Source organism: Mesorhizobium sp. M4B.F.Ca.ET.058.02.1.1, from assembly GCF_003952505.1.
Taxonomy (GTDB): Bacteria; Pseudomonadota; Alphaproteobacteria; order Rhizobiales; family Rhizobiaceae; genus Mesorhizobium.
This window is the reverse complement of the sequence record NZ_CP034450.1, coordinates 4,159,089-4,181,183: the sequence shown is the minus strand read 5'-3', so window position 1 is coordinate 4,181,183 and position 22,095 is coordinate 4,159,089. Positions and strand designations below refer to the sequence as shown.

The following is a 22,095-nucleotide window of genomic DNA, read 5'->3' as shown; positions in this document are numbered from 1 at the left end:
CCAGCCCTCGGCCTTCCTACCGGAACTCGTAAACGCGCGGCAGGAGGCAAGCCGGCAAGCCTAGCCGCGCCCCATCGGGCGGAAGAGCCGTCAGAGCGCCCGGTCCCGCTCAGCGCTAACGGCATTCGCGAGCGAGGCGACCACGAACCGTCTCTCCTCTTCTTTTTGCGCGAAGTATGTCTACGTGCTTGCGACGGCCATGTCCTGGAGCCTACGTCATTCCTCTAGGTAGGATGGGTGGACGGCCAGCTCCCAGCCAAGGGCCGACCGCAGCGTCAATCAACACGATGGCAAAGGAATGCCCACATGATCGCAAACACGCCGGTCTGGAGTGATACACTTACTGACCTGGGCATCGCATTCGAATCCCACGCGAAGGCGTTTCACGGGCAAAGAGACTACGCGCTGGGGCATGTGGAGTCGGGTTGGCTGAATACGATACGGCAGAGGGCTATCCGTGAAGAGGACGCGAGCTTGCTGTCTCTGACATCCGAAATGCATGGCCTACTGGCATCGCCCGAAGCAGCCGGGGCTAGCTTCAAGGACGCGTTCTCAAACCTCTACGACAAGGCCAGGCGGCAGGCCTACCCGGTTTGTGCGCAGCTTATCGACGAGCATCACCTCCATAGTGGTATTTCGCGCGACTATACGCTGGAATGCATTGACATCGGGCAGGTCAGGCTCATCGAGGATGAGGGTCAGTCCGACGGGTCCATGCGCACGTTTGCCAAAGAAATGCTGGATGGCTTGACGCGCAAGTCGGGACGCCCACGGCACGAAGCCTACCGGCAAGTCTTCGACGTCTATTCCGAGGCCCTTGTTTGCCGGCTCCTGCGGGAGAGGTGCGGACCTGCTCTCACTATCAGTAAGATAGCCGAAACCGAGGAAGCCGGGCCAGACTTCGCGTGCGACCTTCGCTACGACCACAATGGTGAGGAGCAGCGCCTTGAGTTCTTCATCGAAGTCAAGTCGCTGGACATTGCGGATGCACCACAGCGACTTCCTGAAATGCTTGAAGACGGCATGGCCGTGCAAATCGAGCTCGAAAGGCAAGTCAGGGAGGGCCGCCGAGTCGCCATGGCCGAAGGCGTAATTGCGCCATATCGTCGATATCAAGACGATACGAGGTATGATCCCCGGTCGGTGCGGCAATGCATCGAAACCCTGATCCAGAAGGCCGCGGGCAATTTCAAGAAAGCGCAGTTCCAGCGCGGTCCGACTTTTGCTCTGGCCAATGTTTTGCGATTGCCTTTACCGGGACAAGGCTCGGGGACATTGGCACCTGTTTACTATTGTGACCGCCTGGGCGGAGCTTGCGTAAGCGGCGCGCTTTGGCACTTGGCATTTGGCGCGGTTGGCACACAGATCTATCGGTCACCATCGTTCGAGGGTGCCGGGACAGATGACGGGTTGCTGGCACGGGCGGGGTTGCTAGTCGACCCGGCATCGGCCTTGCGTGCTGCCGGCTTGATTGTCTTTCACCATGACCAGGGGCTTATCGCTTCGACGGGTTCTATGACGCCAAGTGGGAGGACAGCGAATGGAACTGGAGCAATATCCAGGTCGAAAACGTGCTTTACACTTTGTGCGGTGACTACAATGACCGCCGCAATGAATTCGCACATAAATACTCATTCTATCGCAGCCGCGAGCCAAAATAGGCAGAATGGCCGGGAGGCGGTAGCGAGCGACAGGGATTTGGGAGTCGCATTGGCTGGCGCGTCGCAGTTCACTTATATCGCAGACTAAGCAGGACGAGGCCCAGCACGACGTTGGCCGCAAAAGCGCAGAGGGACCTTTCTGCCGCGGCAAGCTGGCTTAGGATAGCGACCAAGGAGCCATACGTCGGGCCGGCTTCAACCGTTGTCAAGCGGCACGGCAACGACGCGGACCCTGGCGCTCAGCTGCTCAAGACGTCTAATGTCTTCGCGGAGGCCGTCAATTTGCTCATATGTCCCCACGACCACCAGTATCGTTGGCAGCTTGAACTGAAGCACGTGCTCGAGTTGGCTGAAGAAGCTAGAGCGATTGCGGAGGCGAACGAGCTCGATCGCCAGCAATTGCTCCGGCATGCCATTTCCGAGTCGTAGGAGGAAATCCGCACGTGCCGCGCCAGGTCCATCGCTTACCAGCGCCTCTCGAGAGACGGTGGTGTGCGCAAACGCCTTCTCTTCGGCAAGCCACTGACCGATCCAATCGGCGAGGCCGGCCTCCGTGGCCAGCAGGCTGTCTCTGGACTGCGGTCGCCAGTCCTTGATCCTGCCGGCGATGCGTTCGACGATGGAAATGCCCGTGAAGGCCCCAGGCTCGCCCGGGTCGCTAGGCTGCGAGACATCCACCGTCTTGACGCCGAAGAAGCGTGGGAGCACGCGAAGTTGCTGAAGTTGCCGGATCGTTGCGTAGCTGCGCTTGGAGCTCCTCACTCGGATCACGATGCTTCCGACGAAGATGCCCAGGACTTGTGCATCCGGAACTAGTCGGCGCAGTTCGTCGACAAGACGCGAGCGTTCCGCATCTGTCGGCGGCGTGCCTCCGAAGCGTATCTCCCAGGTGGCGACAGCCTCGAGTGGGATCTTTGCCGCGAGATCGTAGAGCAGTTCCGCAAGCAGCAACTGGTCCGCGGCGGTTAGTGGAGATCGTCGGCCCCTGCCGCCACGCCGAATTGAAACCTTCCGATATAGCGCCGCCAAGGCGTCAGACTCGGACCGGCGCCGGGTAAGCTCCGCGAACAAATATTCCAGCCCGAGGCGGGTGTCATACCACTCGCCATCCGCAGCATTCGGGTCGAGCTGGGCGGCGGCGCGAGCGAGCGGCTTGGGGAGCGGATCGACCTCGTCAAAGGGGGAGATACCACCGGTTAGGTTGGCGCTTACCGCCAGGAATTGATTTCGAACTTTCTGCACGTACTCCAGCGCTTGCCTGCTGTTATAAGGCAGCATGCCAAGGCCAGCCCCTGGCAAGCCCAGCGATTGCTTACCTGTCGCGAGGTCAAGGAAAATGTTCTTGTCGAAGAATCGCGGCGCCCCGCTCTTGTGGATGTTTCCGGTCAACTCGAGTGCGGTGATCGGAACGATGCTGACGCCCGGATCCTTGCAGTTGGTCCGGCGAAGAGATGGCACCATTCGCAATTCCAGCTTTGCCTTGTACAGGGAGAATAGATGCAACCGCTCGGCGCGCTCGGTTGCGTCCAGGTCCTCGTCAAAGACGACGACTAGGTCCAGGTCACTACTTTGGATGTCAAACTGGTCGCCTCCATTGTAGATGGCGCTCCCGAAGAGGTAGATGGTGCATGGAATGGCGGCCGTCACCTCTTCTGCCCAGGCCTCGCAGAGCCCGATTGCAGCTGCCGCCTCCGGCGTCCATTCCTCAATTTCGGTCATGCTCGGCCCTCCCATTGCCAATGGTCGAGCATCCCTGACGACTCTCGTCAAGGTGCGCCGGTCTGGCCGGAAGTTCCCTGCATGACTTGAGCTAGCTGGGCTGGGCCAGGTCTCGGATTGCCTCTGCAAGAATCTCAGCCTTCAAACTGGTGCTGGCCTTTGACTGCAGTTCACACTCCCAGGCCACGAAGACGCGCCAGCCTAGGGCTCGCAATTCCCGCTGGACGCGGTCGTCCCGAGTAACATTCCTATCGAACTTGTCCTGCCAGAACTGAGTATTGCTTTTCGGCGTGGAGGCAATCTTGCATCCTTTGTGTCGGTGCCAGAAGCATCCATGGACGAAGACGACGGCGCGGTGCCTCGGGAGTACGAGATCGGGCTTGCCGGGTAGGCCGGCCTTGTGCAGGACATAGCGAAGTCCTCGTCGGTGGAGGGCCTTTCGCAGCGCTATCTCGGGCGACGTGTTGCTCGACCTGATCCGTGCCATCCTGGCCGATCGTTCGGCAGGGGAAAGGAAGTCTGGCAACGTTCTACCTCTTGCTCGCCATCAGCTCATAGAACGGAAGTCCCTTGATGACTTGCCCGGGCACGTCGAACGATTTGTAGAGACAATGATGATTGGGCAGGCCCTTGACGCGCTCTGCAATCTCTCCTGCGGGCTTGGCCAAGCCGAGGGCCCCAAGCTCCGCAGCGGCCACGCTTGGCACCTTGTGAACGAACCAAGTCAGCAGCGGCTCTCTGTAGTCGGTTGCGTTGACCTTGAAGTGCCGCAAGTATTGCGAGGCGAGGATCACGCCGCAGCCGAATTCCCGACCCTGCAGCAACAGCTTTCTCAGGACATCGAACTCATAGCGCATGATGTTGTCCGCCTCGTCGACTAGCAGGTAGGAATCGATGGCGCGCAGTTGGGGGTGCTGCCCTAGGAATGGCCGTTTCGGGATGCGCAGCATGTTCTCGTAGAACATGTTCAGCATCACTGCGACCAACATGTTCTTGCTGCGGTCGTCCTGGCCGAGGGCGTCGAGCGAAACAACCACGACGCCGTCGAGGAACTCGTCGAATGGCTTGGCCTTGCCAGGGTCGGGTTCGAAAATCTCCATGTCGACCAAGTCGTCGATGATCGACATCGGCGAATCCGACTTGCCGTCCAGGAGGGCAGCATAGGCGGAGTGGACATCATAGATGGTTGGTGCGCTTCCGTGGCAATTGTCGTAGGCGGCCTTTACAGCGCGCTTCAACTTGTCCCGCTGCACCGGTCCGATCCCCGAATAGATCTTGTCCAGGACGTCGGCGAAGAACCGGAACCGGTCCAGCCAAGGCACCATGGAGCCTTCCATGCCAGCCGTGTCGAAGAGGTTGAGGGGGAGGCGATGAGGTTTTACGATCCTGGCGGCCGTGGCCCTGGTAAAATCCTCGCTGCTGTAGTCGCGCTTGTAGTCGAATATAAGCACCCGGGGTGCTATCCCCCGGTTGCCGGCGGTCGAGGAGGCAATCTGGTAGACGAGTGACTTTAGGAGCTGGGTCTTGCCCGTTCCAAGGTCGCCAACCACCCCCATGTTGAGCTGATTGAGCCTGGTGTCCGACAACAGCAGTGAGACGTCCTGGCGCTGGAACCCATCGACTGTCGTCCCGAGCGCAAGTTCCACACCAATCCCCCCTTCGAGTGGATCGGCTAGTTCCTGCCCTGCTGCCACCGCGCCCGCGACGGGGCCCACCGTGACATCGGCAGGCCCGGGGGATACCGGGCCGCCAGCCTCCGGTGCACCGCCAGCAGGGCCTGGGGTTCTCGTGCCGTGGGCTCCGTCATCTTTTGCACCGTCGCCTGGGCGTGATGCTGCCATTGCCCAGTCCGCGACCTTCGCCCGGACGCTGTCGTAGAACCCCTGCGCATCGCCCGCGACGATCCGCCCGGCGTCCTGCGCGCCAATCACCATGGTTTCCTCAAAGCCATCGCCATCTCGATCATGGGCGTCGCTGATAGGGCTGTCATCGACGATGACGAGGCGGCCACGGCTGTCGATGGTGACTTCTCCGCTTCCCCCTAGGACGGCATCCGCAATCCTCTCGTGGAACACAGCCCATTCGGCGGACTGTCCTCCCACGTCCCGGTGCTGGCTGTAGACCCTCATCCCGAACCCTATTACGGATAAGAGGAGGTGCTCGTAGGCGAGTCGCCAGGCCGACAGGGCATCCTTGTGTTGCGCAAGCGCACGAAGCAGGTCTGCCAGGGATCTTGCCTGGCCAAGGGCGTCCTTGGCATCGGCCGTGGGGAAAATCGACCCTAGCCTGCATTTTACTTCCACCGGCGTCAGGTGGATGCGCGTCTTCCCGGGCTCCATTGTGATGCCTACGACGAGCAAATCTGGCCGGGCCAGAGTCGCGTCGGGGCGATCCTTGTTCAACGCACGGGACAGGTCGTCGAGATAGCCGCGGAACGGATCAACCGGAATCACCAGCGAGATCGACTGCCGGTCGCCGTCTCTCGCAATTACTGGCAACAGGCTATCAGCACTCGACCCCGTGCGGAATCGGTCCTGCAGAAGGCGGGCGGCGACAAACAGGCCGAGGTCACCAGTTGCACCAGTGTCGTCGCCTGCCAGCCCCCGAATCGTCGGGATACCCCGCCTTGCAACTTCAAGCAGGATGCCCTCTGCGAGTGCATCATCTAGGCCTTGGCAGCCAGGCAGGCGGGACAGTACCTTCCTGAGCCCGTCGCGGTCCGTGGCCTTCACCCGAGACAGCAGATAGTAGCCATTGGTATCGCCAGCACGGTGGGAATACGAGGGTAGGTCGTAGTCCCAAAGGTAGGATTGCGGAAGCCAGCCACCAAGGAAGCAAGCTGGATCGACGGCCGACGACGAGATCGCCACGAAGTCGGTCTTCTTCACTTCGAGCATTTCGCCGATCGCATGGACGTTCGGGGCGAAGCGCAGGCCAGCCGGCTGCCCACCCATGTTCTCCAGCGCCCCGATGCAGCCGGCTAGCTTGTCTGCCAGCGGGTTACCCGATGTGGCGGCGAGTCGCGCCTGACGCGACTCGCTAAGGAAAAAGTTCGGGAGCTGCCGGCGGACGCGGTGGCGAATAAGGCCACCGGCTCCCAACGCCGAAAGGTTCGGTGTCTCTGATGCCTCAGGCTCCGACGAGTCAAGCTGCGCGATAATGCCCAGATCAAGCCCAACCCCGCGTGGATCGGCGGCAAACCACCTGACGTGGTTCCGAGTGTCCTCTGAAAGGTTGGCGATCGTTGCCTCATCGGGCCGGGCGGCCTCCGCCCTGGTGTCGAACACATCAAGGCGGCGAGGTCCCGGCGCTTGCGGCCTTCCCGCCTTGCCTCCCTCCGAGTAGCGGGCGCTTGACCATGCGACGAGTCCCTCGTTGCAGGAATCCGTCGCGCCGCCAGCGCTGGCGACGACGACGCTGATGATCGGCTTCGCACAGAGGACGTTTGAGACATCGTCTAGCGCGCGCTCCACCTGGCTCGCGCTGAATCCCGTTGAAATTCCACCGACCGAGAGGCCCAGGGCTGGACCGAAGGGTGGGCGCGTGGACCTGTCGGCCAAAGTTCCCAGCCGCGCGCCATTCCAAAGTATCGACCAATAGTCCGAGTTCGATTCAACCGCCAGGAACGGCACGTGCTCGATCCCTTCCGGCGCGAGAAGCGGCATATGGAGGATATCCGGCACCATTCCGGGGTCGAGCACCCCTGCAGCGGGGCAGGGCAGGCTGCTTGATGCCGAGGCGTCCAGGACTCCTTGCGCCACGGCATGCCAGGCCAGCCGCAACGGGTGTAGGGGCGAGAGCATGATGGCATCAGGCACGCGAGACAATGTGCGGCCGCCTTGCTCTAAGGAGGCTACGGCGGTGACGTCGCACCACGCCGCTACCTCGGGACTAGCTTTGAGCCACGTGGCGTAGGCGTCGAGATATTGCTCCACGAGACCTGGGAACGACTCATGGTGGGTTAGCCAGTCCCCTAGCGGCGCCGCCTCGACCAGGCCGGACTGGTCGTCCGGGCCCCGCACCAGCGCTGCTATCGCGCGCCGGGACTGGATGAAGGTGGCAGGCGGATTGAAATGGCTCGCGGGGGTCTTGGATCCTGGAGGAACCGTCCGGCCGACAGGATTCGTCCGGTCTCCTCGTCCCACTTTGGCTGCACCCAATGGTCGCCATAGTCCTCGGCAAGCACGATCGGCAGGTAGGACAGCGACGCAACCTCGTCCTGCAGCATCCATGCCTGCAAGCTACTCGTCCTAGCGCTCCTGTTTAGCTGCACGATCGGCTTGGATCCAGATGGATCGACCTGTCGCCGGTTCAGCTTGATGAGTCGCTCGAACTCGCTCCTGCAGCCTTCCTCGACGACATCCTCGCAGGAAAGGAATACGCGGCACACCTCGGCCGCAGACGTGCCGTTCTGCAAAGTCCGCTCAAAGGCAATGTCGACTTGATATGAGCCATCCGCTTCAACCTCGAGCTGGTGCAGGCCCGCCCGCATCTCTCGGAGGACGAGTTCCTGCCCCTCGTCGCCGCCATCGCCCTCCCCGCTTGCGGTCCCCGTGGCGCGCGCGGCCACGACTGAACCCGGCGACAGGAATACCAGTAGTTCATATCGACCGGGACCAGGAAGCGCGATGCTAGTTTCCCAGTTAGCCCCGCGGGTGCGTCTGGCCGGGGCCTTCGGGGCCACTATCTTTCTGGCGGGTCGGCAGGCGATGAATATGCCGGGAAGCCAAGTCGCAAGCGATATGACTTTGAGGGACCCGGGCTTGTGCCCCTCGGCGGTCGCCTTGTACTGGATCGGCGCGCGATGCTGGGGCGGGGTGCGGTCGGTGAATTCGGCCTCGCCCAGCGCGTTGACCAGTGCGGGGAAGCCGCCGCTGCTTTTGCCGGGCGATCGCTCTAGCGCTACCTGGACTGGATTGTTGCTTTCCGACCCCACCCGGAGAGAGAGCTCAACGTCCCCGTCAACTAGCAATGGCACCCCGCGCGAGGCAGGTAGCAATGGGTTGAGGCACTCTAGCTGGATGTCACCGGAAATCTCTGGCTCGTCGCTAAGCAGTTCCGCCCATGCCTCGGCCGTCAGGCCAGTCCACCAGGCCGGGGGGTCTGCGAGATCCAGCCCTACGGCCGGCGCATAGAATGCCTCCGGCGACCGCTCAAGCGCGGTCGGAACATCGCATGTCGACCGGATGTGTTGCAAGAAAGACTGGAGCCAGGGCCTCTGCTCCGAAGTTGCAGCGTCGATAGCCTGGGCGAGGCCAGACTTGAAGCCGTCGGATAGCGCGGCAGCCACCCCATCTAGGCTGGCATGCTGTTCGCCCGGCGACAGCTTGTCAGCGGCCATTGGAGGTATGCCGCAGGCCAGGCTGATGCCGCGTGTCGCGGTGAGCGAGCTGTCGCCGACAGCGAAAATGCGGGAAATGAGACGCCATGCGGCCCGACGGCTATCCTTGTCCGGGTCAACATCGTCGACCGCCTGCATGGCGCGCTCCACAAGTTCTGCGGCGCCGTCGCGGCCGGCCTGTGGGACCTTTGTCGCCTCAAGGGCGGCGGCGACCACCCTCTGGACAAAACTGTCGGCCCACCATTCGTCGAATGGAACGTTGGCTCCGTTGCTCGCCCCCGAGACGCCAAACTCGTCGGTCGTAGATGACACTGACCTGATTGCGTGTTGTCGCGGCGGGACCAACGCGAGATAGCTGGAGGCGGTCGGGGAATTTCGCAAGTCCAGCAGGTGGGCCTCGTCGCATCGCCCGGATGAACCGATAGGAGGGTTGGCTGCACCAGGCTCATGTTCGCCGATTTGCAAGAGGATCGGCAGGCCTTCGCCATTGGCTTCCGCGACAAGACGCTCGTAGACCTCGCCAAGGATCTCAAGCGGCGGACCGTGGAAGATCAACCTGGACTCGCCCCCTCCGGATGTGCTGGTCGCGGTCTCGGCCAAGCGTGTTCGGATTGCACCAGCCAACCAGTCGGCAAGTCTGCTCATTGGACAATGCCCTCGCCGCCGTTTCGGACGCTGGCAAATGGCGGGACCAGGAGCATCCCGCTCTCGGCGTCGGGGCTATCCAGCACAAGGCCCAGCATGCGTAGCTGGTGCCCGAGGTCGTTTTCGGCAATCTCACGATGGTCGACGGCTATTCCATAGGCGGCCATGTGCTGGGCGAGCCTATGGACGGACCGGGGTCCCGTCAGGCCGGCAAGCGAGCAGTGGACCAGTGCAAGCACGGCTACCGGCCCCGGGGCGCATACCCATGGGCTCGACTTTGACGCCCCGCGTTTGCGCAAGACATAGCCTTGGTCATACCCCCGGAGAATTGGGTTCGCAGCCTGCCGCTGGTACAGGACATGCCGCCCAAATTCCATGAGATTGGAGCCCACGCCCTTCCGACAGAGGAGCGCACGGGCCTCCCTGTCAGCGAGGTCGTCGACGAGCGCCATCACGTCGCGCAAGCTCGATCGATGCCCGGATACGTGGCGGCAAAAGGCAGCGAGGTCTGCGGCGCACGAAAGTGATCCCTCGTACGCTACGCCAGCTTCTTGGAGGCTCCATAGGGCGGCATTTATCCCGAGCCGAGAGCGGAGGTATTTCGAAATCCGGTCCTTCAGCTCCGAGACCGCGCCGGTTCCGTAGCTAAGGTAGGCTAGCACCCGTGGGTAGAACATGGCCCGCGCATCCTCCGGGGTCGTCTGGCCCCCGATCGCAAGCCGCACGGCGTCCCATGTCATCTTCTGCACCTCGCAGAGCCATGCCACGTGGGCGACAGCTGCGACGCGCACAAGTGCCTCCAGGAGGCTGGTCCACTGCCTGCGGGTCATCAATGTCTTTGCGACCAGGATGGCGTCTAGGTCCCGCACGAACTGCCGCGCCGGAAAGGCACGCCCTTCGAGTTCGTGGGCGGGGAGGGCTTGTACGTCGCCAGGGTCGGGCGCGATGCATGACTGTCCCCACTTCGTCCCGGTCCAGGCTGCCAGCTCGTCTCTGAGAAACCGAGCGAAGACATCGTCGTCGTCGTGCACCAGCAGAGCGTCGAACAAGCGCAACCAGCGGGCTTGCGCGGCTTCCTCGCCGTCGGATCCAAGCCAGACCATCCTGCGGACTAGGGCGCCAGCGGGCCAAGGGTTACCCGCAAGGCGCGCGGAGCCCGAGAACGATGCCGTCTCGCCGACCAGGGGCGTCACTTGCAAGAAGCGCTTAGTCGACTGGTTGGGAAGCTTCGGGCTCTCGAGCACGTCGTGCAGCAGCGCATGCACCGCCCCGCCGTCGAGCGCGGCGCTGTCCGGCTTGGTCCTCTTGTCGCGCCGAACGGCGATGTTGCGGTCGAGATCCCTTCCCTTGCCGGGCACCACCCGCTCCGCGAACCCATCCAGCCCAATGGTCCGGTAGAGTCCTGCAATGAGGACTTCGGAATTCGCATATTCTGGGGCCGGGGTGACCGAGAGCGCGGCTGCCTTGTACGTCGGGTGCGACTTGGCCCAGGGTGAGGCCTTGAACTCCGCGAGGTTCATCGGGTACCCCCTCGCTTCTGTACCTCAAAGCGGCCCCTGTATCTTTCGATCGTCACCGCCTCGCCCAGCACGATGGTAGGACGCTCGCGCACGTCGCGGTCCCGGACGATGGAGCCGGCTATCCTTGCCCTCGTCGTATCGAGGAGCGCAAGGACGCTGCGGGGCAGCGAGGCGGGCGACAAGCCATGGTCGAGGTCACTCACCGCCTTGAAAAGGTCGTAGGTCAGCGCGACCGGTTGCAGCGTCGGCCCTACCTCCACGTCCAGGAAGCAAATCGAAGGGCGCGGCCGGCCATCCCGGGCGGCGTCTCTCGGGACGACTCGGCGGCGGGGCACAACGAGCGTGGCGCGGCGGCGTGGCGGCGGCAGCGGCTGGCCGAACGTCGTCGTCAACGACACCTTGAAGTTATGCTCATCGTTGAGCAGATCCTCCACCTGGTTCGCGACTTCGCGCAAGTCGTGCCCCCGTCCGTCGGCATCCGCGACTACGTTCTGGAAGGCCTCGAGCGTCTTTGCATCTGGCACGGCCGCGTTCCGTGCCCCGATGCTGCGACGCGCAATCCGGCACGCGAAATCCCTGACGACGCGTTGGATTCGGCTGGCCGCGCCTGGACGTCTCAGTCGCAATCGCGGGACGGCAAGAAGCTCATCCAGCACCGAGAGTCGCTCCAGTAGCATGCGCTCATTGGACGACAATGCCCGGCGGCCAACCGCGTAATCCAGGCCCTCGCGGACGGAGCGACTGAAGCGCGCGTCGAATTCCCCTAGTCGGACCGTGCCGCCCCACAAGGCCACCTCCATGTCGGGCGATGACATAGCTGGGTCAAGCAACTCCACGAAGGAATCAAGGAGTGTCGCGATTGGTGCCGGGACATATCCCGCCGTGCGAGATTGCAGGAAATAGTGCAACCCCATCGCAGTGTTGTCCTCCTGAAGCCCGAGGTCCCGGATGTCCTTGAGCAAGGAGGCAGGCAGGCCTCGGTCCCACCGGTGGAACAACGCGTGCTCATACTGCGCCGAGACTAGCCAAAACAACGCGGCCGATACCTCCCGCCTTGGTCTGCCCCTTAGTTGGGCCTGCTTGTCAGCCTCCACCAGGGACGCGGCCCATTTGCACGGATCGACGGATACCCCGTGCTGGCTTGTCCCATTTCCAGCGAGCAAGTAGGAGGCCAAGGAAAAGATATCTCGGAATGCCCAGCGCTTTCCGGTGCCGAGCTCGAACCATCGTAGCATGCGAAGGAACGCAGTTGACTCCTTGGTGCCGGCCAAGGCCTTTCGGCTGCCGCAGAAGGGACAGGAGCTGCCTGCCTCGCAAGCCCCTGGCATTGGCCAGTGCGAAGGATCCACCGCACGCCCGAGCACCGCAGCGGCAGGAGCTTCGCCACCGTTGTCGGTTGGCTCCGTCAGCGACTCTGAGTCCATCGGCCAGGCTGCGACGTCAGGGTAATCTTCAAGCGGCCAGCAAGATGGGGCGCCAGACGCTTGGCTTACCGCGCGCACGACGGCCTCCAGCAATTCTTGCGACTTGTCGAGCCCCGAGTCGATCGCATGTATCAGGGCGTCGTCGAGGACACCGCGGTTTACACAGCATATGTAGGCCACTGCCCGCGATGCCAGCGCTTGCTCTAGCTCCCTCACCAGCTGGATTGCGGCAGACTGGCCTCCTACCGAGGCATCTTGGACGATTTCTACCCTAAGATGCCTGGCTTGTTGGCCTGCCGACAAGGCGTCCGCGGCGACAAGCCGAGGCACTGGCATGCCCTCGGGCGGATGATACGACCGTGCCAGCTCGGCTACCAGGTTACCGGAGCAACCAAGCGCAGCGTCGAGTTCTTTGACCGTCGCCTCGACGGCCTCAGTCTTGCCATTGCCTGGGCCACCAACCAGCAACACCACGCGGGGAACACCGGCGTTATCTGCTGCGATGTTCCTTGCCCAGGTTCGAAGGCGAAAGAGGAGGTTGGTCTCGAAGATATCTTTGCCGGGCCGGCCGCTGCTATCGTCGAACAGCCGCCTCACCCCACCGCTGCGGTGACCCGCCCATTCAAGCAACCCCGCCGGATATTGCACCCTATCCTCGTTCTCCACGGCCTTGTCCATGTTGGCAGGCGAATCAGACTCAACCTAGGCCGCTATCCTGGCGGGTTGGGTTGCCGCCACCAAGTACCTCAAAAGTACCTCGCCCCACATCTCGGCGATAAGCGGTGGAACTGCATTCGCAACCTGGGTGAAGCGGGGAACCTCACGGGCCCGGCGGTCGCCGCCAGTCGTATACTTGCCATGGAATGAGAACCAATCTGGAAACGACTGCAGACGCGCGTTCTCACGAACGGTTAGCGTCCGGGGTTCCGAATAGTGCAGCAGGTCGTCCGGCATGCTGGTTATGGTGGGGGCAGCCCTTTCGGGGTCCAACACGCGAGTGGCCATCTTCTTTATCCCGTAGTGCTCCCGCATCTCCCGGTTCAATTGCACGCTGAGCCGGCCGGCCGCCTTGCATTCCGCGATGATGCTTGCGAAGCGCTCGACTATGTGGGGACGGTGCTTGGCAAGCCGGGTATCGGGGACGACACCAACGAAATCACCACGCATCAGCCGCTGGTACGCGGTCCTTGGCGCTGTCGTGAGCAAGGCGTCATACCCGTCGGAATCCGGGCAAGGACCAGTCCCGGCATGATCCCGCTCGAGGTCGGAAATCGCTTGTCGGGAGCTTACCCTTTGGCGCAGTCCCCGTTCGCCAAGGAATCGCGCCTTCGCCGACCGGAGCCGGGCAAACGGGTCGTCCCGGCGCGGGAGCTTCCGCATCTCGGTTTTGAGCATGCCCACGAGGAAGAACCTCGGTCGCTGTTGGGGCACTCCAAATTCCGAGCACCGGACGGTATCCTTGTAGACATGATAGTGCCGGCCAAGGCGCGCGACGAGCTCCGCTGCAAAGTTCCGAGCCGGCGCATCCTCGTCCTTGCCAACGAAGTCGTATGTTATGCCCCGCACGTTCTCGATAAGCACCATCCGGGGAAGCACAATCTCAACGAACTCGAGGTAGCGCTCAACGAGCTCGTTCCGCGGGTCGCCCTGGCGCCGGCGACCGGCACTTGAAAATCCCTGGCAGGGCGGCCCCCCGCGAGGAGGTCAACTTTGCCCCGGAGCGCCGCGAGCTTCTCTCCATGCGCTTCTACCAGCGATTCGATCGTCCATGGCTGTTGCTCCAGCCAAGCCGGCCAGTCGTAGCGGACCCTAGCCCCGGGATCGACCAGATTGGCCTTCAGAGTACTGAATGCAAACGCATCCTTCTCGATTGCGAACATGCCTTGCCAGCCGGAACGCAGCAAGCCGAGGCTGAGGCCTCCACAACCCGCGAAGGCGTCGATAAAGACAGGCTTTTGGCCTTTGGTTTTCACGCTCATCCCAGTTCGCCCCCACGCCAATCCGAGCCGGGAAGAGTTACGGTTGAAACTCAATCCTGCGCCACATGCTTGTTGCAACACTGCAGGTCATACACTTAACCCTTCGTTTCGCCTAAGGTCTAGAGATTGTCGGTTCCGGTTGGTATGATCTCGACGTTAATCCCCAACACCCGCCGGCGAATTGCCCATGGCATGCTCCGCGCTCATAGGCGGGATCATGAGGCGTATGCGCACATCTAGAACAAAGGAGGAACATACCACAACCGGCCCATCTTTCAAGGCCTTGCAGTTACTGGTTGGTTGGACCCGTGTGCAATCCGGTACAAACTGATTTCATGAATAAATCTGGACGCCGCAGACCGTCTGCATTTGCGCAGGCAAAACCGCTCCATTGGCCGCAAGATGCTTAAACCAGGCGGACACCGCCACAGGCGCATCTCCCAGGAACTTCCATTTCACGCCGCTCCGCTCCTGAACCAGGACTTCCAGTCCGCCAAATTTTCCAACCCCATATCCATCCAGTCCGTAGCCGAGCCCGACGACAAGGATGTCGGCCTCGGTAGATATCGGTAGCGTCGGGTCGCTCAAGACATGGTGCTTGTAGACATTCGCAACGCCGCGCACCCGGTCATGGGCCCCCGCGCGAAAGACTGTGCTGCCGGGCCAGGAGCACAATGCAGCTATCGAATTTCTGACAGAGGCCTTCGAGACACCAAGTTCGGCAGCGCACCGGTCGGTGAGGCCATCGATGGCGATTGCCAACTCGGCGGCGCGGCGCTTCGCTGTGCGAGCGGCCATTTCCCACGCAGCGGGTGCGCTGTCTGCCGCATAAGCCTCGCTCAGCGCATCCTCCGCCGCCGCGTAGTCGGCGGCAGCAGGAATGACATTGTGGAGCAAATGGGCGACCGTGTCGGCGAGCAAGCAATGCGCCTTTCAATAAGAAGCATGGACCCGGCATGAGCACCGCCCCCGCTGCCGCCACGTGCTTTTATCCGTTAACGAGCCAGATCGACGTTCAGACAACCTTGGGACCAGTCTCGCGCCCAGCAATCACGCCCGCAACGATGCGCTCGACCTGTGCCGCATCAATTCCCTCGATCAAGAGACGAGAGGACAATAGCTGAATTAGCTGATGGAGATCGGCCAAGCCCTCCGGTCCTCCGGTTTTCCTGAGGGACCTACGCGACGTTTGGCTGTTTCCGGCGAGCGCCGCTGCGATTCTTTTCGTCACTCGATTGGCAGCACGCCGAGACGGATCATTTTGCACGTGCGCATAGATAGCGGTCGAACGCGGATTTGAATGGCCCAAGATCGCGCCCGTCAGTGCCAGCGCTTCGCCCGTCGAAATCGCGGTCGAGCCGATCGTATGCCTAAGTGTGTGGGGAGTAACCCCGGGGAGGTCCGCCTTCTTGATCGCCTTAGCCCAGATGCGCTTGGTCCCCTGGAAATAGCTGTCGCCACGTTCACCCGGGAAGACGAAATCGTTGCCTGCCTCACGCGGCAGGCTTTCGAGCAGAGCAACCGCAGCAGCTCCTAACGGTCGGACCGACTTTCCGGTCTTGCTATCGTCGAGCTGCAAAAGTCCCTCACTGAGATTTACCTCCGCCCACTTGAGGGACGCGATCTCCTCTCGTCGGCAGCCAGTTAGCGCCCAGAGCCGTGCGATATTGACCGCCTTTGGATTGACTCCTTCGGCCTCCAGTTCATCCAGCGCAGTTCCGAGACGCGCTACCTCGTCGAGCAGGAGGAAGCGTTTTCGCTGGTTGTCTGTCTTGCGAACGGCCGCTGTTTCGCAAGGGTTCTTCTGGACAATCTCGCTGCGGATCGCGAAGCTAAAAACAGCAGACAAGTCTCGCACGACCTTCCGAGCCGCGCCGTCTCCGCCGCGTACAATGATACGTCTGCGGGGGCCGATCTTCTCGTCTCGATTCGTCTTGCCTGCGGTGACGTCACGGACGAACCGTTCGATGTCACCTGCATTCAGTTCGCTGACGCGCTTGTGCCCGAGCAGCGGTACGACATGGTTGCGAAGGCGCGCGAGGGTCAGCTGCTTGGTCAGCGGCTTCATCGGCTGACCCTGCCGTTTCCCGCGCTGGATCACGCAGCCCTCCTCTTCATAGAGTTCGATCAGGCCGCTGATCTTCATCTCGCGCCGCTTTGCCCGGCGTTCATCGGCTGGATCTTCGCCCCTGGCGACGCCTCCGAGAACAGTCTTTGCCTGCTTTCGCGCCTGCTCGGGGGTAAGCGTGCCCAACCTGCCGATGGTCACAAATCGCTGCGCAGCCGATCGCCCACCGCCTTCGGCACGATACCGGACGACGAAGGTTTTGGCGCCGCTCGTTTCGACCCGCAGGCCGAAGCCGGACAGTTCACTGTCCCAAATGAAGTACCGCTCGTCCCTCTTGTCAGCGGAATCAACCACCCGCTTTGTAAGGGCTACGCCGACGCGCTTTGCCACGAAGTCATCTCCTCCAAGCCACTCTTTTGGTCAACACCTGGTCAACACCGTGAGGGAAAAGCTTAGGTTAGCCTAGCGAACGGCTGAAAATAATGTCAAGGATTATCAATATGATATCGAACTTTTGGATATTAGCGGATAGTGTGGAGTACCCCATCTCTAACCTTGCCAAGGTTGGGGTCGGGCGTTCGAATCGCCTCACCCGCTCCAAATCTTCTCAGATTTGAAAAGCAAAAAGGGCCCGGGTAACCGGGCCTTTTTGCTGTCTGACGCAGGAGCGAGCGGGGGAGTTGCCTCGCGCGCAAGATGATTCCTGCCGCCAATTCTACCAGTGTATTCGTGTCTTACATTTCGAATGTAAGGGTTAGGCGGAATGGCATGGTCAAATACGGCTCCAGAAAGAAGACTAAGTGATTCGGCAAAACCGGAGCTGACAAAGAAGTTGAAGAAAATGTCGTGGCGACCAGAGAACTAGGCGAACACTTATGCTCCAGTCCAATTGTTATTTCTTGTATCTGGAGAAGAATTGAAAATTCCGCGAGGAGCCGAGCCATTCGCTCGCGAGGTTCCGTATCTCTGGACCGGTGCTGTTGGGTGTGATTAACTATTGTAGTTCAGGGCGCCTTTCGCAATCGAGGGATGCGAATGTCGAGGGTTCATGGTGGCGGATTACATGTCGTTGCGGACTACTCCGAAGCGCCTCCATTTTCTTTTCAAAACCAGTCACCCAGCTTCACCGTCTTTGACTTGGATGGGCGCTTCGCCGGCCTGAAGCTGGACGGGTTCTACGAACCGGAGAAGCGGTCCGTCGCGCTGTCGCCAAAAGGCGCAGAATTATTCCTCGCTGAAAGGCTGGTACCGGACTTACCGAAGGGTTCGACGCTCTACGGTCGCATCATGCCTACGGCGGAGCCTTCGGAGCTACCGGATCCGGCCGCGCTTGCAGCGCTCGGCGAAGCGATGATGGAAGGGGCCGGTGGTGTCACCGTCGGTGCGCATATGCCGGCCGCCTACACCTATCTCGGCCAGTTCATAGCGCATGATCTCTCGCAGATGCGGGATGAGGATCCTGCCTGTCCCACGCTGAATTGGCGCTCTGCAGCACTCGATCTGGACAGCCTATTCGGTCCTGTCGACCGACATTTGCAGCCGGTGCGCGACACATGCCTGAGCGCCGGTTTGCGACTGGGCAAAACGCACGGCCCCAACGCAGGCTTCGACGATCTGCCCCGCACCCGGCAAGGTGAGGCCGTGATTGCGGACCAGCGCAACGACAGCAATCTCGGGATCGCACAGTTCCACGTAGCCATGACCAGGTTCCACCAGGCCGTTGCCTCACGCTTTCCGCATGAGAGCGAGGATGAGCAGAGAAGCATCACCCGGCAGCATTTCCAGGCGGTGGTCCTGTTCGATTATCTGAAGCACGTGATCGATCCGGTTGTTTATCGCGACGTATTCAGGAATGGCCGCGCTGTCGTGCGACCAGATAGCAGTTTCGACAAGGAGCCGTTCCTTCTCCCGGTTGAATTCGCAGCAGCATGTTTCCGCTTCGGGCACAGCATGGTCCGCTCGGAATACATGACCTGGGGAAGGCAGAACGGCGGAGCGCTGGCAAGACTACTGGAGCTCACACATCTCGGAGGAGGCCTGGAAGACGGGCGCTTGCCGGCGGACTGGGTCGTCCATTGGCCGAATCTTGCCGGCGGAGGGCAGAACGCGCCGATAGAGGCGGCCCGGATTGATACTCACCTGGCGCAGAAGCTATTTCGACTGCCAGATTGGATGTTCCCGACCGAGCCTGGCTGTGAAATCGCAAGTACGGCCAATCTGGCGGCCCGCACACTTGTGCGGGGGCGGACCGTGCTCATCCCGAACGCACAGGACGTGGCGGCTCGTGTCGCCAGAAGTCTCCAGGGGAGACCAGACCTCGCGGTTCTCGAGAACTGGCAGATCGATCACCAAACGACCTGCTTGGTGAGCAAGTGCCTCAACGCGGGGATTTCCTACGGGGAGCGGCTGCGCGAGCGGACGCCATTGTGGTTTTATACAATTCGCGAGGCGGAGCATTTTCAGGGCGGCCAGCGGCTGGGACCGCTTGCCAGCCGCATCGTCATGGAAACGATCCATGCCGCCATACAGGCCACTCCAAATGGCATTGTTGATGCCCACAACCGGGTTTGCTTCGAGCCCAAGTCCGAACTCGGCGGACGCGGACGTGGCCCTTTCGGACCGGACGATTGCCCCTTTGCCCTACACGACCTTATCGCAACCCAACAGAAAGCCAGCTAGGAGGAGAAGGCCATGGCGTCGATAGTCGTATACAAAATGGTTCAAGGCGCAGAGAACAGGTTCCAGGGAATGAAGGAGGCCGGAGATCGAATAGCCTCCGCCACTCAAAACCCCAACAATGACGCGGACGTGATCCTTATCAAGACGCTGGATGACCTCATCACGGAAAAGGATTCCACAGGTGCTGCTCTTTACAAGAGCAAATACACGCATAGTAACGGTGTAGAATACACTCTAGAAATAGACACCAACAATGGAAATCCACCGAGCCATGGACAATACAAGTATAATGTAAACGGAAATTACATAAAATTAAAAATAGAGGCAAAAAGGGACAAGCCGGACAGCAACGGGAACGAAAACATGCGGCTTACGGCCCCAAGAGATCCAGTGATCCTTGCCAATGGGTCATACCTGGACAAAGTAATAACCGATGTAGGCGGGGTCGTCTCTGACGACGTAAGGAAGTATCTGTTCGGAACCATCATGCTGCGGCGCTGCAGATAATTGGGTTCGGGAATCATACCTCGATCAATTGCACCAGATCACGCCGATCCTCGTCCCGCTTGATTGGGAAGGCGCCTAGAAACCAGTCCAAGATGTCCTTCAAAGTCGGTGGTGCAGGTCCTGCCCAGGCTGCGGCAACGGACTCCTGCAATTGCATCAGCGCCGCGCGAGCTTCATCTGTTCTTCCCAGCCTGCACAGGGCGGCAGTCTTCCAGCCGGCGGTGTCGACTATTGCGTTTCTGGACCGATCGGCCGCCGCGATTGCGCCTTCGAAGTCTCCGGCAAAATAGCGGATTACCGAGATGTGTGACCACTGGTAGTCCAAAAACATGGATGTCAAATCCATTGCACGCTCCAAGAACTGAGTAGCTGGACCGACGCGGCCCATGAACGCCATACCCAGAGCAGCCGACACCAACGTTTTTGGACTGTTGGGGTTAAGTTCAGCGGCTAGTTCGTAGTGCACTTCCGACTGTTCGAAATGTCGAGTCATCGCCGTTGACCACGCAACGACCAAATGATTGCGCGCGTCGAGTGGATCGAGGGCGACAGCGCGCTGCGCCAGTTCGGCAGCCCGCTTCGTTATCGAAGGATCTGCCGCAATCCCCGGTCGAATGAATTGCCGCGCATTGTGGATGCTGGCCAAACTGGCGTAGGCCGGAGCGAAATTCTGGTCAGCAACGATCGCGCCTTCGAATAGCCGTTCGGCTTCGTCGTCGGCGTCTGGTGTCCAGCGAGTCAGTAGATCCTCGCCGCGCAACCAGGCATCATAAACACCGAGATCTTGCGGGAGTCCTCTAACCTGGCGTGACAGCCTGTCATGCGAGAGGTAAACCTCCAGAGTTGAAGCGATCTTTCCGACCACCTGCTTCTGCAAGGACAGCCAGTTTCCAAGCGAGAATCTAAATGCCTCGCTCCAAATGACATGGTTCGTACCGGGATCGCTGACCGAGACCACCAACTGCATATCATCCTGGCTGTCCACGCATTGGGCCGTCAGCAGATAGTCCGTGTCAGGACCCTCGATCGCGCCATCCTTCAACTCGATAACTGTGAACTCCCGAAATTTGGACAAGTTGGCGACTAATTCGGAGCGGAACCCCCAGACCAGGGGAGAGATTCTCTTGGGTCGAGCCTCGAACTTTCCAACCGCGAGCGTTGGCGCTGGTCCACCAGGCCGACGTGCCTTTTTGTTCTGAGACAACAGCGGTTCTGGAGCTTTCAGCGCTTCCGCCAAAGCTGTCGTTTCCACGCTTGGCGCCAGCTGATATCGCTCACGCAGAAATGCGCGCAGGGTTTCGTAAACCCGCATTGCGGCGGCGACGTTGTGCAATTCGGCATGGTGGCGGATAAGACAGCGTGCAGCGCGCTCATGGCTAGGCTCGAGCACCAATAGGGCATTTGCCGCCCTGCGCATTGCAGGTTCGGACATCTCGAAGCGTTCCAGCATGGCCTCTAAGGCCTCCAATGCGTGGTCACGCCAATTGTGCCTGGTCACGCTTAGCCACGCGCTGAACAGGTCGCTGGTGCCTTCCAGGCCAAATAAGATCGCCTCAGACCAATCCGATCGTTTGAGGAGCAGGTCGTCGATCTTGCCCTCTCCAAGATCCTTCAACATGCGAACGACATCGACGCTTATGCGCGAGGGGCTTAACCCGATAATATTTCCGCGCCTGAGAATTCCCGCCGCCGAGTCGCCCGCAATTGATTTTTCCGCGATCTGCAGGCAATTCGCCATTGCGCGCCGAGCGGCTACCTGGCTTCGTTCTGGCCAAATTAAGGTAGCCAGCCGGTCATGCACCTCCTGATAGTTGCTGGACAGTGCAAGGTAACCGATCAGCGCCTGCGCTTTCGGGGAACGCAATGCGATTGCTTCGCCATCTTCCCGGTAAAGGCCCAGCCCATCGATGACCGAAATCAGCCGCTGATGGCCGTTGTCTGGGACATCAGCAACGTTGGAAGCAACCACATAGTAGAGCGCCAGCGGCTCGGGCATATTCTTCAAGGCGGGCCGCCCGGCGAAACGAAACCGCCACCGCGCGGTGTTGCGGGCCGCCCAATAGACGTCTTGCGTTACGCACACGCCGCCCGGCTCGGCCATCGTCTGTACCCGGGCAGCAACGTTTATTGCATGGCCGAACACATCGCCGTCACGACGATGAACCTCTCCAATATGCAGTCCGATCCGGAACCGACTGTAAAACGGTCTCTTGTCCAGGAGATCGGCCAGGGTACCCTGCATGAAAATGGCGTAGTCGATGGCGCTCGATACACCGTCAAACAAGATCAGGACCCCATCGCCGGTCGTCTTTATGAACTCTGCGCCGAATTCCTCGCAATGGGTTTGAAAGAGTTGGAAACAGAGCGAAACGAGATCCAGGGTTCCAAGTTCATCGGCGGCGGTCAGCCGGCTATATTGAGCCAGATCCGCAAACAGAATTGTTCTAAGTGCCGCTCGCTCCGATCGCGCTTGCATGGCCGCCCGCTGCCTGCCCTGTCGAATGTGCTATTCTGCTCTCCAACGCGGGCTTAGTCGACGGCACAACGACACT

At 60.9% G+C, this 22,095-nt stretch carries 13 protein-coding genes, 1 tRNA gene and 1 pseudogene; 4 read left to right on the top strand and 11 right to left on the bottom strand.

Going from position 1 to position 22,095, the window contains the following annotated elements:
* Nucleotides 1-306 precede the first annotated feature (306 nt).
* On the top strand, nucleotides 307-1,749 hold the full coding sequence (locus EJ073_RS20475) for a hypothetical protein (protein ID WP_126057364.1): 1,443 nt from the start codon (nucleotides 307-309) through the stop codon (nucleotides 1,747-1,749).
* 107 nt (nucleotides 1,750-1,856) lie between these two features.
* On the opposite strand, the gene EJ073_RS20470 is transcribed toward EJ073_RS20475, so the two are convergent.
* The 10 genes and pseudogenes from EJ073_RS20470 to EJ073_RS20435 all read right to left on the bottom strand — a co-directional run bounded on the left by EJ073_RS20470 (nucleotide 1,857) and on the right by EJ073_RS20435 (nucleotide 16,747).
* Entirely contained in the window at nucleotides 1,857-3,380 is a 1,524-nt protein-coding gene (locus tag EJ073_RS20470) for a nucleotidyltransferase domain-containing protein (protein ID WP_126057363.1), read from the bottom strand.
* A gap of 91 nt (nucleotides 3,381-3,471) precedes the next feature.
* Nucleotides 3,472-3,867: a DNA mismatch endonuclease Vsr gene (vsr, locus tag EJ073_RS20465; protein WP_348627212.1), complete on the bottom strand. Its 396-nt coding sequence runs from the start codon at nucleotides 3,865-3,867 to the stop codon at nucleotides 3,472-3,474.
* 43 nt (nucleotides 3,868-3,910) lie between these two features.
* The gene (locus tag EJ073_RS32245; RefSeq protein ID WP_245455299.1) at nucleotides 3,911-7,066 is read right to left on the bottom strand and encodes a type IV secretory system conjugative DNA transfer family protein; all 3,156 of its coding nucleotides are present in this window, start codon (nucleotides 7,064-7,066) and stop codon (nucleotides 3,911-3,913) included.
* A 344-nt stretch (nucleotides 7,067-7,410) separates the two neighbouring features.
* Entirely contained in the window at nucleotides 7,411-9,366 is a 1,956-nt protein-coding gene (locus EJ073_RS32240) for a hypothetical protein (RefSeq protein WP_245455298.1), read from the bottom strand.
* Nucleotides 9,363-10,886 carry a hypothetical protein gene (locus tag EJ073_RS20455; protein WP_126057361.1) on the bottom strand — a complete coding sequence of 508 codons (1,524 nt, stop codon included), beginning with the start codon at nucleotides 10,884-10,886 and terminating at the stop codon, nucleotides 9,363-9,365. The genes EJ073_RS32240 and EJ073_RS20455 overlap by 4 nt, the downstream gene beginning before the upstream one ends.
* Nucleotides 10,883-12,988 (bottom strand): zeta toxin family protein, encoded by a 2,106-nt coding sequence (locus EJ073_RS20450; RefSeq protein ID WP_245455297.1) that lies wholly within the window; start codon nucleotides 12,986-12,988, stop codon nucleotides 10,883-10,885. Before EJ073_RS20450 ends, EJ073_RS20455 begins: the two co-directional genes overlap by 4 nt.
* Nucleotides 12,989-13,012: 24 nt before the next feature.
* Nucleotides 13,013-13,945 (bottom strand): annotated as a pseudogene (locus tag EJ073_RS20445) (DNA cytosine methyltransferase); the annotation flags it as partial.
* On the bottom strand, nucleotides 13,864-14,289 hold the full coding sequence (locus EJ073_RS32785) for a DNA cytosine methyltransferase (RefSeq protein ID WP_281033010.1): 426 nt from the start codon (nucleotides 14,287-14,289) through the stop codon (nucleotides 13,864-13,866). The pseudogene EJ073_RS20445 and the gene EJ073_RS32785, both read right to left, overlap by 82 nt.
* 333 nt (nucleotides 14,290-14,622) lie before the next feature.
* Nucleotides 14,623-15,210, bottom strand: a complete 588-nt coding sequence (locus EJ073_RS20440) for a hypothetical protein (RefSeq protein WP_126057360.1) — start codon at nucleotides 15,208-15,210, stop codon at nucleotides 14,623-14,625.
* A 94-nt stretch (nucleotides 15,211-15,304) separates the two neighbouring features.
* Entirely contained in the window at nucleotides 15,305-16,747 is a 1,443-nt protein-coding gene (locus EJ073_RS20435; RefSeq protein ID WP_126057359.1) for a site-specific integrase, read from the bottom strand.
* Between the two features lie 134 nt (nucleotides 16,748-16,881).
* On the opposite strand from EJ073_RS20435, the gene EJ073_RS31360 reads away from it, so the two are divergent.
* The 3 genes from EJ073_RS31360 (at nucleotide 16,882) to EJ073_RS20425 (ending at nucleotide 19,543) form a co-directional block, all read left to right on the top strand.
* Nucleotides 16,882-16,957, top strand: a tRNA-Gly gene (locus EJ073_RS31360).
* A gap of 435 nt (nucleotides 16,958-17,392) precedes the next feature.
* Entirely contained in the window at nucleotides 17,393-19,036 is a 1,644-nt protein-coding gene (locus tag EJ073_RS20430; RefSeq protein ID WP_189347284.1) for a peroxidase family protein, read from the top strand.
* A gap of 12 nt (nucleotides 19,037-19,048) precedes the next feature.
* Nucleotides 19,049-19,543: a hypothetical protein gene (locus tag EJ073_RS20425; protein ID WP_126057357.1), complete on the top strand. Its 495-nt coding sequence runs from the start codon at nucleotides 19,049-19,051 to the stop codon at nucleotides 19,541-19,543.
* 13 nt (nucleotides 19,544-19,556) lie between these two features.
* Here the strand turns inward: EJ073_RS20425 and EJ073_RS20420 are convergent, their stop codons facing one another.
* Nucleotides 19,557-22,019: an adenylate/guanylate cyclase domain-containing protein gene (locus tag EJ073_RS20420; protein WP_126057356.1), complete on the bottom strand. Its 2,463-nt coding sequence runs from the start codon at nucleotides 22,017-22,019 to the stop codon at nucleotides 19,557-19,559.
* Nucleotides 22,020-22,095 lie beyond the last annotated feature (76 nt).

What these genes read in the sequence shown, in the direction of transcription:
- EJ073_RS20475 (WP_126057364.1), top strand. Translation starts at nt 307, where the DNA reads ATGATCGCAAACACGCCGGTCTGGAGTGATACACTTACTGACCTGGGC.
- EJ073_RS20470 (WP_126057363.1), bottom strand. Translation starts at nt 3,380, where the DNA reads ATGACCGAAATTGAGGAATGGACGCCGGAGGCGGCAGCTGCAATCGGG.
- vsr (WP_348627212.1), bottom strand. Translation starts at nt 3,867, where the DNA reads ATGGCACGGATCAGGTCGAGCAACACGTCGCCCGAGATAGCGCTGCGA.
- EJ073_RS32245 (WP_245455299.1), bottom strand. Translation starts at nt 7,066, where the DNA reads ATGGTGCCGGATATCCTCCATATGCCGCTTCTCGCGCCGGAAGGGATC.
- EJ073_RS32240 (WP_245455298.1), bottom strand. Translation starts at nt 9,366, where the DNA reads ATGAGCAGACTTGCCGACTGGTTGGCTGGTGCAATCCGAACACGCTTG.
- EJ073_RS20455 (WP_126057361.1), bottom strand. Translation starts at nt 10,886, where the DNA reads ATGAACCTCGCGGAGTTCAAGGCCTCACCCTGGGCCAAGTCGCACCCG.
- EJ073_RS20450 (WP_245455297.1), bottom strand. Translation starts at nt 12,988, where the DNA reads ATGGACAAGGCCGTGGAGAACGAGGATAGGGTGCAATATCCGGCGGGG.
- EJ073_RS32785 (WP_281033010.1), bottom strand. Translation starts at nt 14,289, where the DNA reads ATGAGCGTGAAAACCAAAGGCCAAAAGCCTGTCTTTATCGACGCCTTC.
- EJ073_RS20430 (WP_189347284.1), top strand. Translation starts at nt 17,393, where the DNA reads ATGTCGAGGGTTCATGGTGGCGGATTACATGTCGTTGCGGACTACTCC.
- EJ073_RS20425 (WP_126057357.1), top strand. Translation starts at nt 19,049, where the DNA reads ATGGCGTCGATAGTCGTATACAAAATGGTTCAAGGCGCAGAGAACAGG.
- EJ073_RS20420 (WP_126057356.1), bottom strand. Translation starts at nt 22,019, where the DNA reads ATGCAAGCGCGATCGGAGCGAGCGGCACTTAGAACAATTCTGTTTGCG.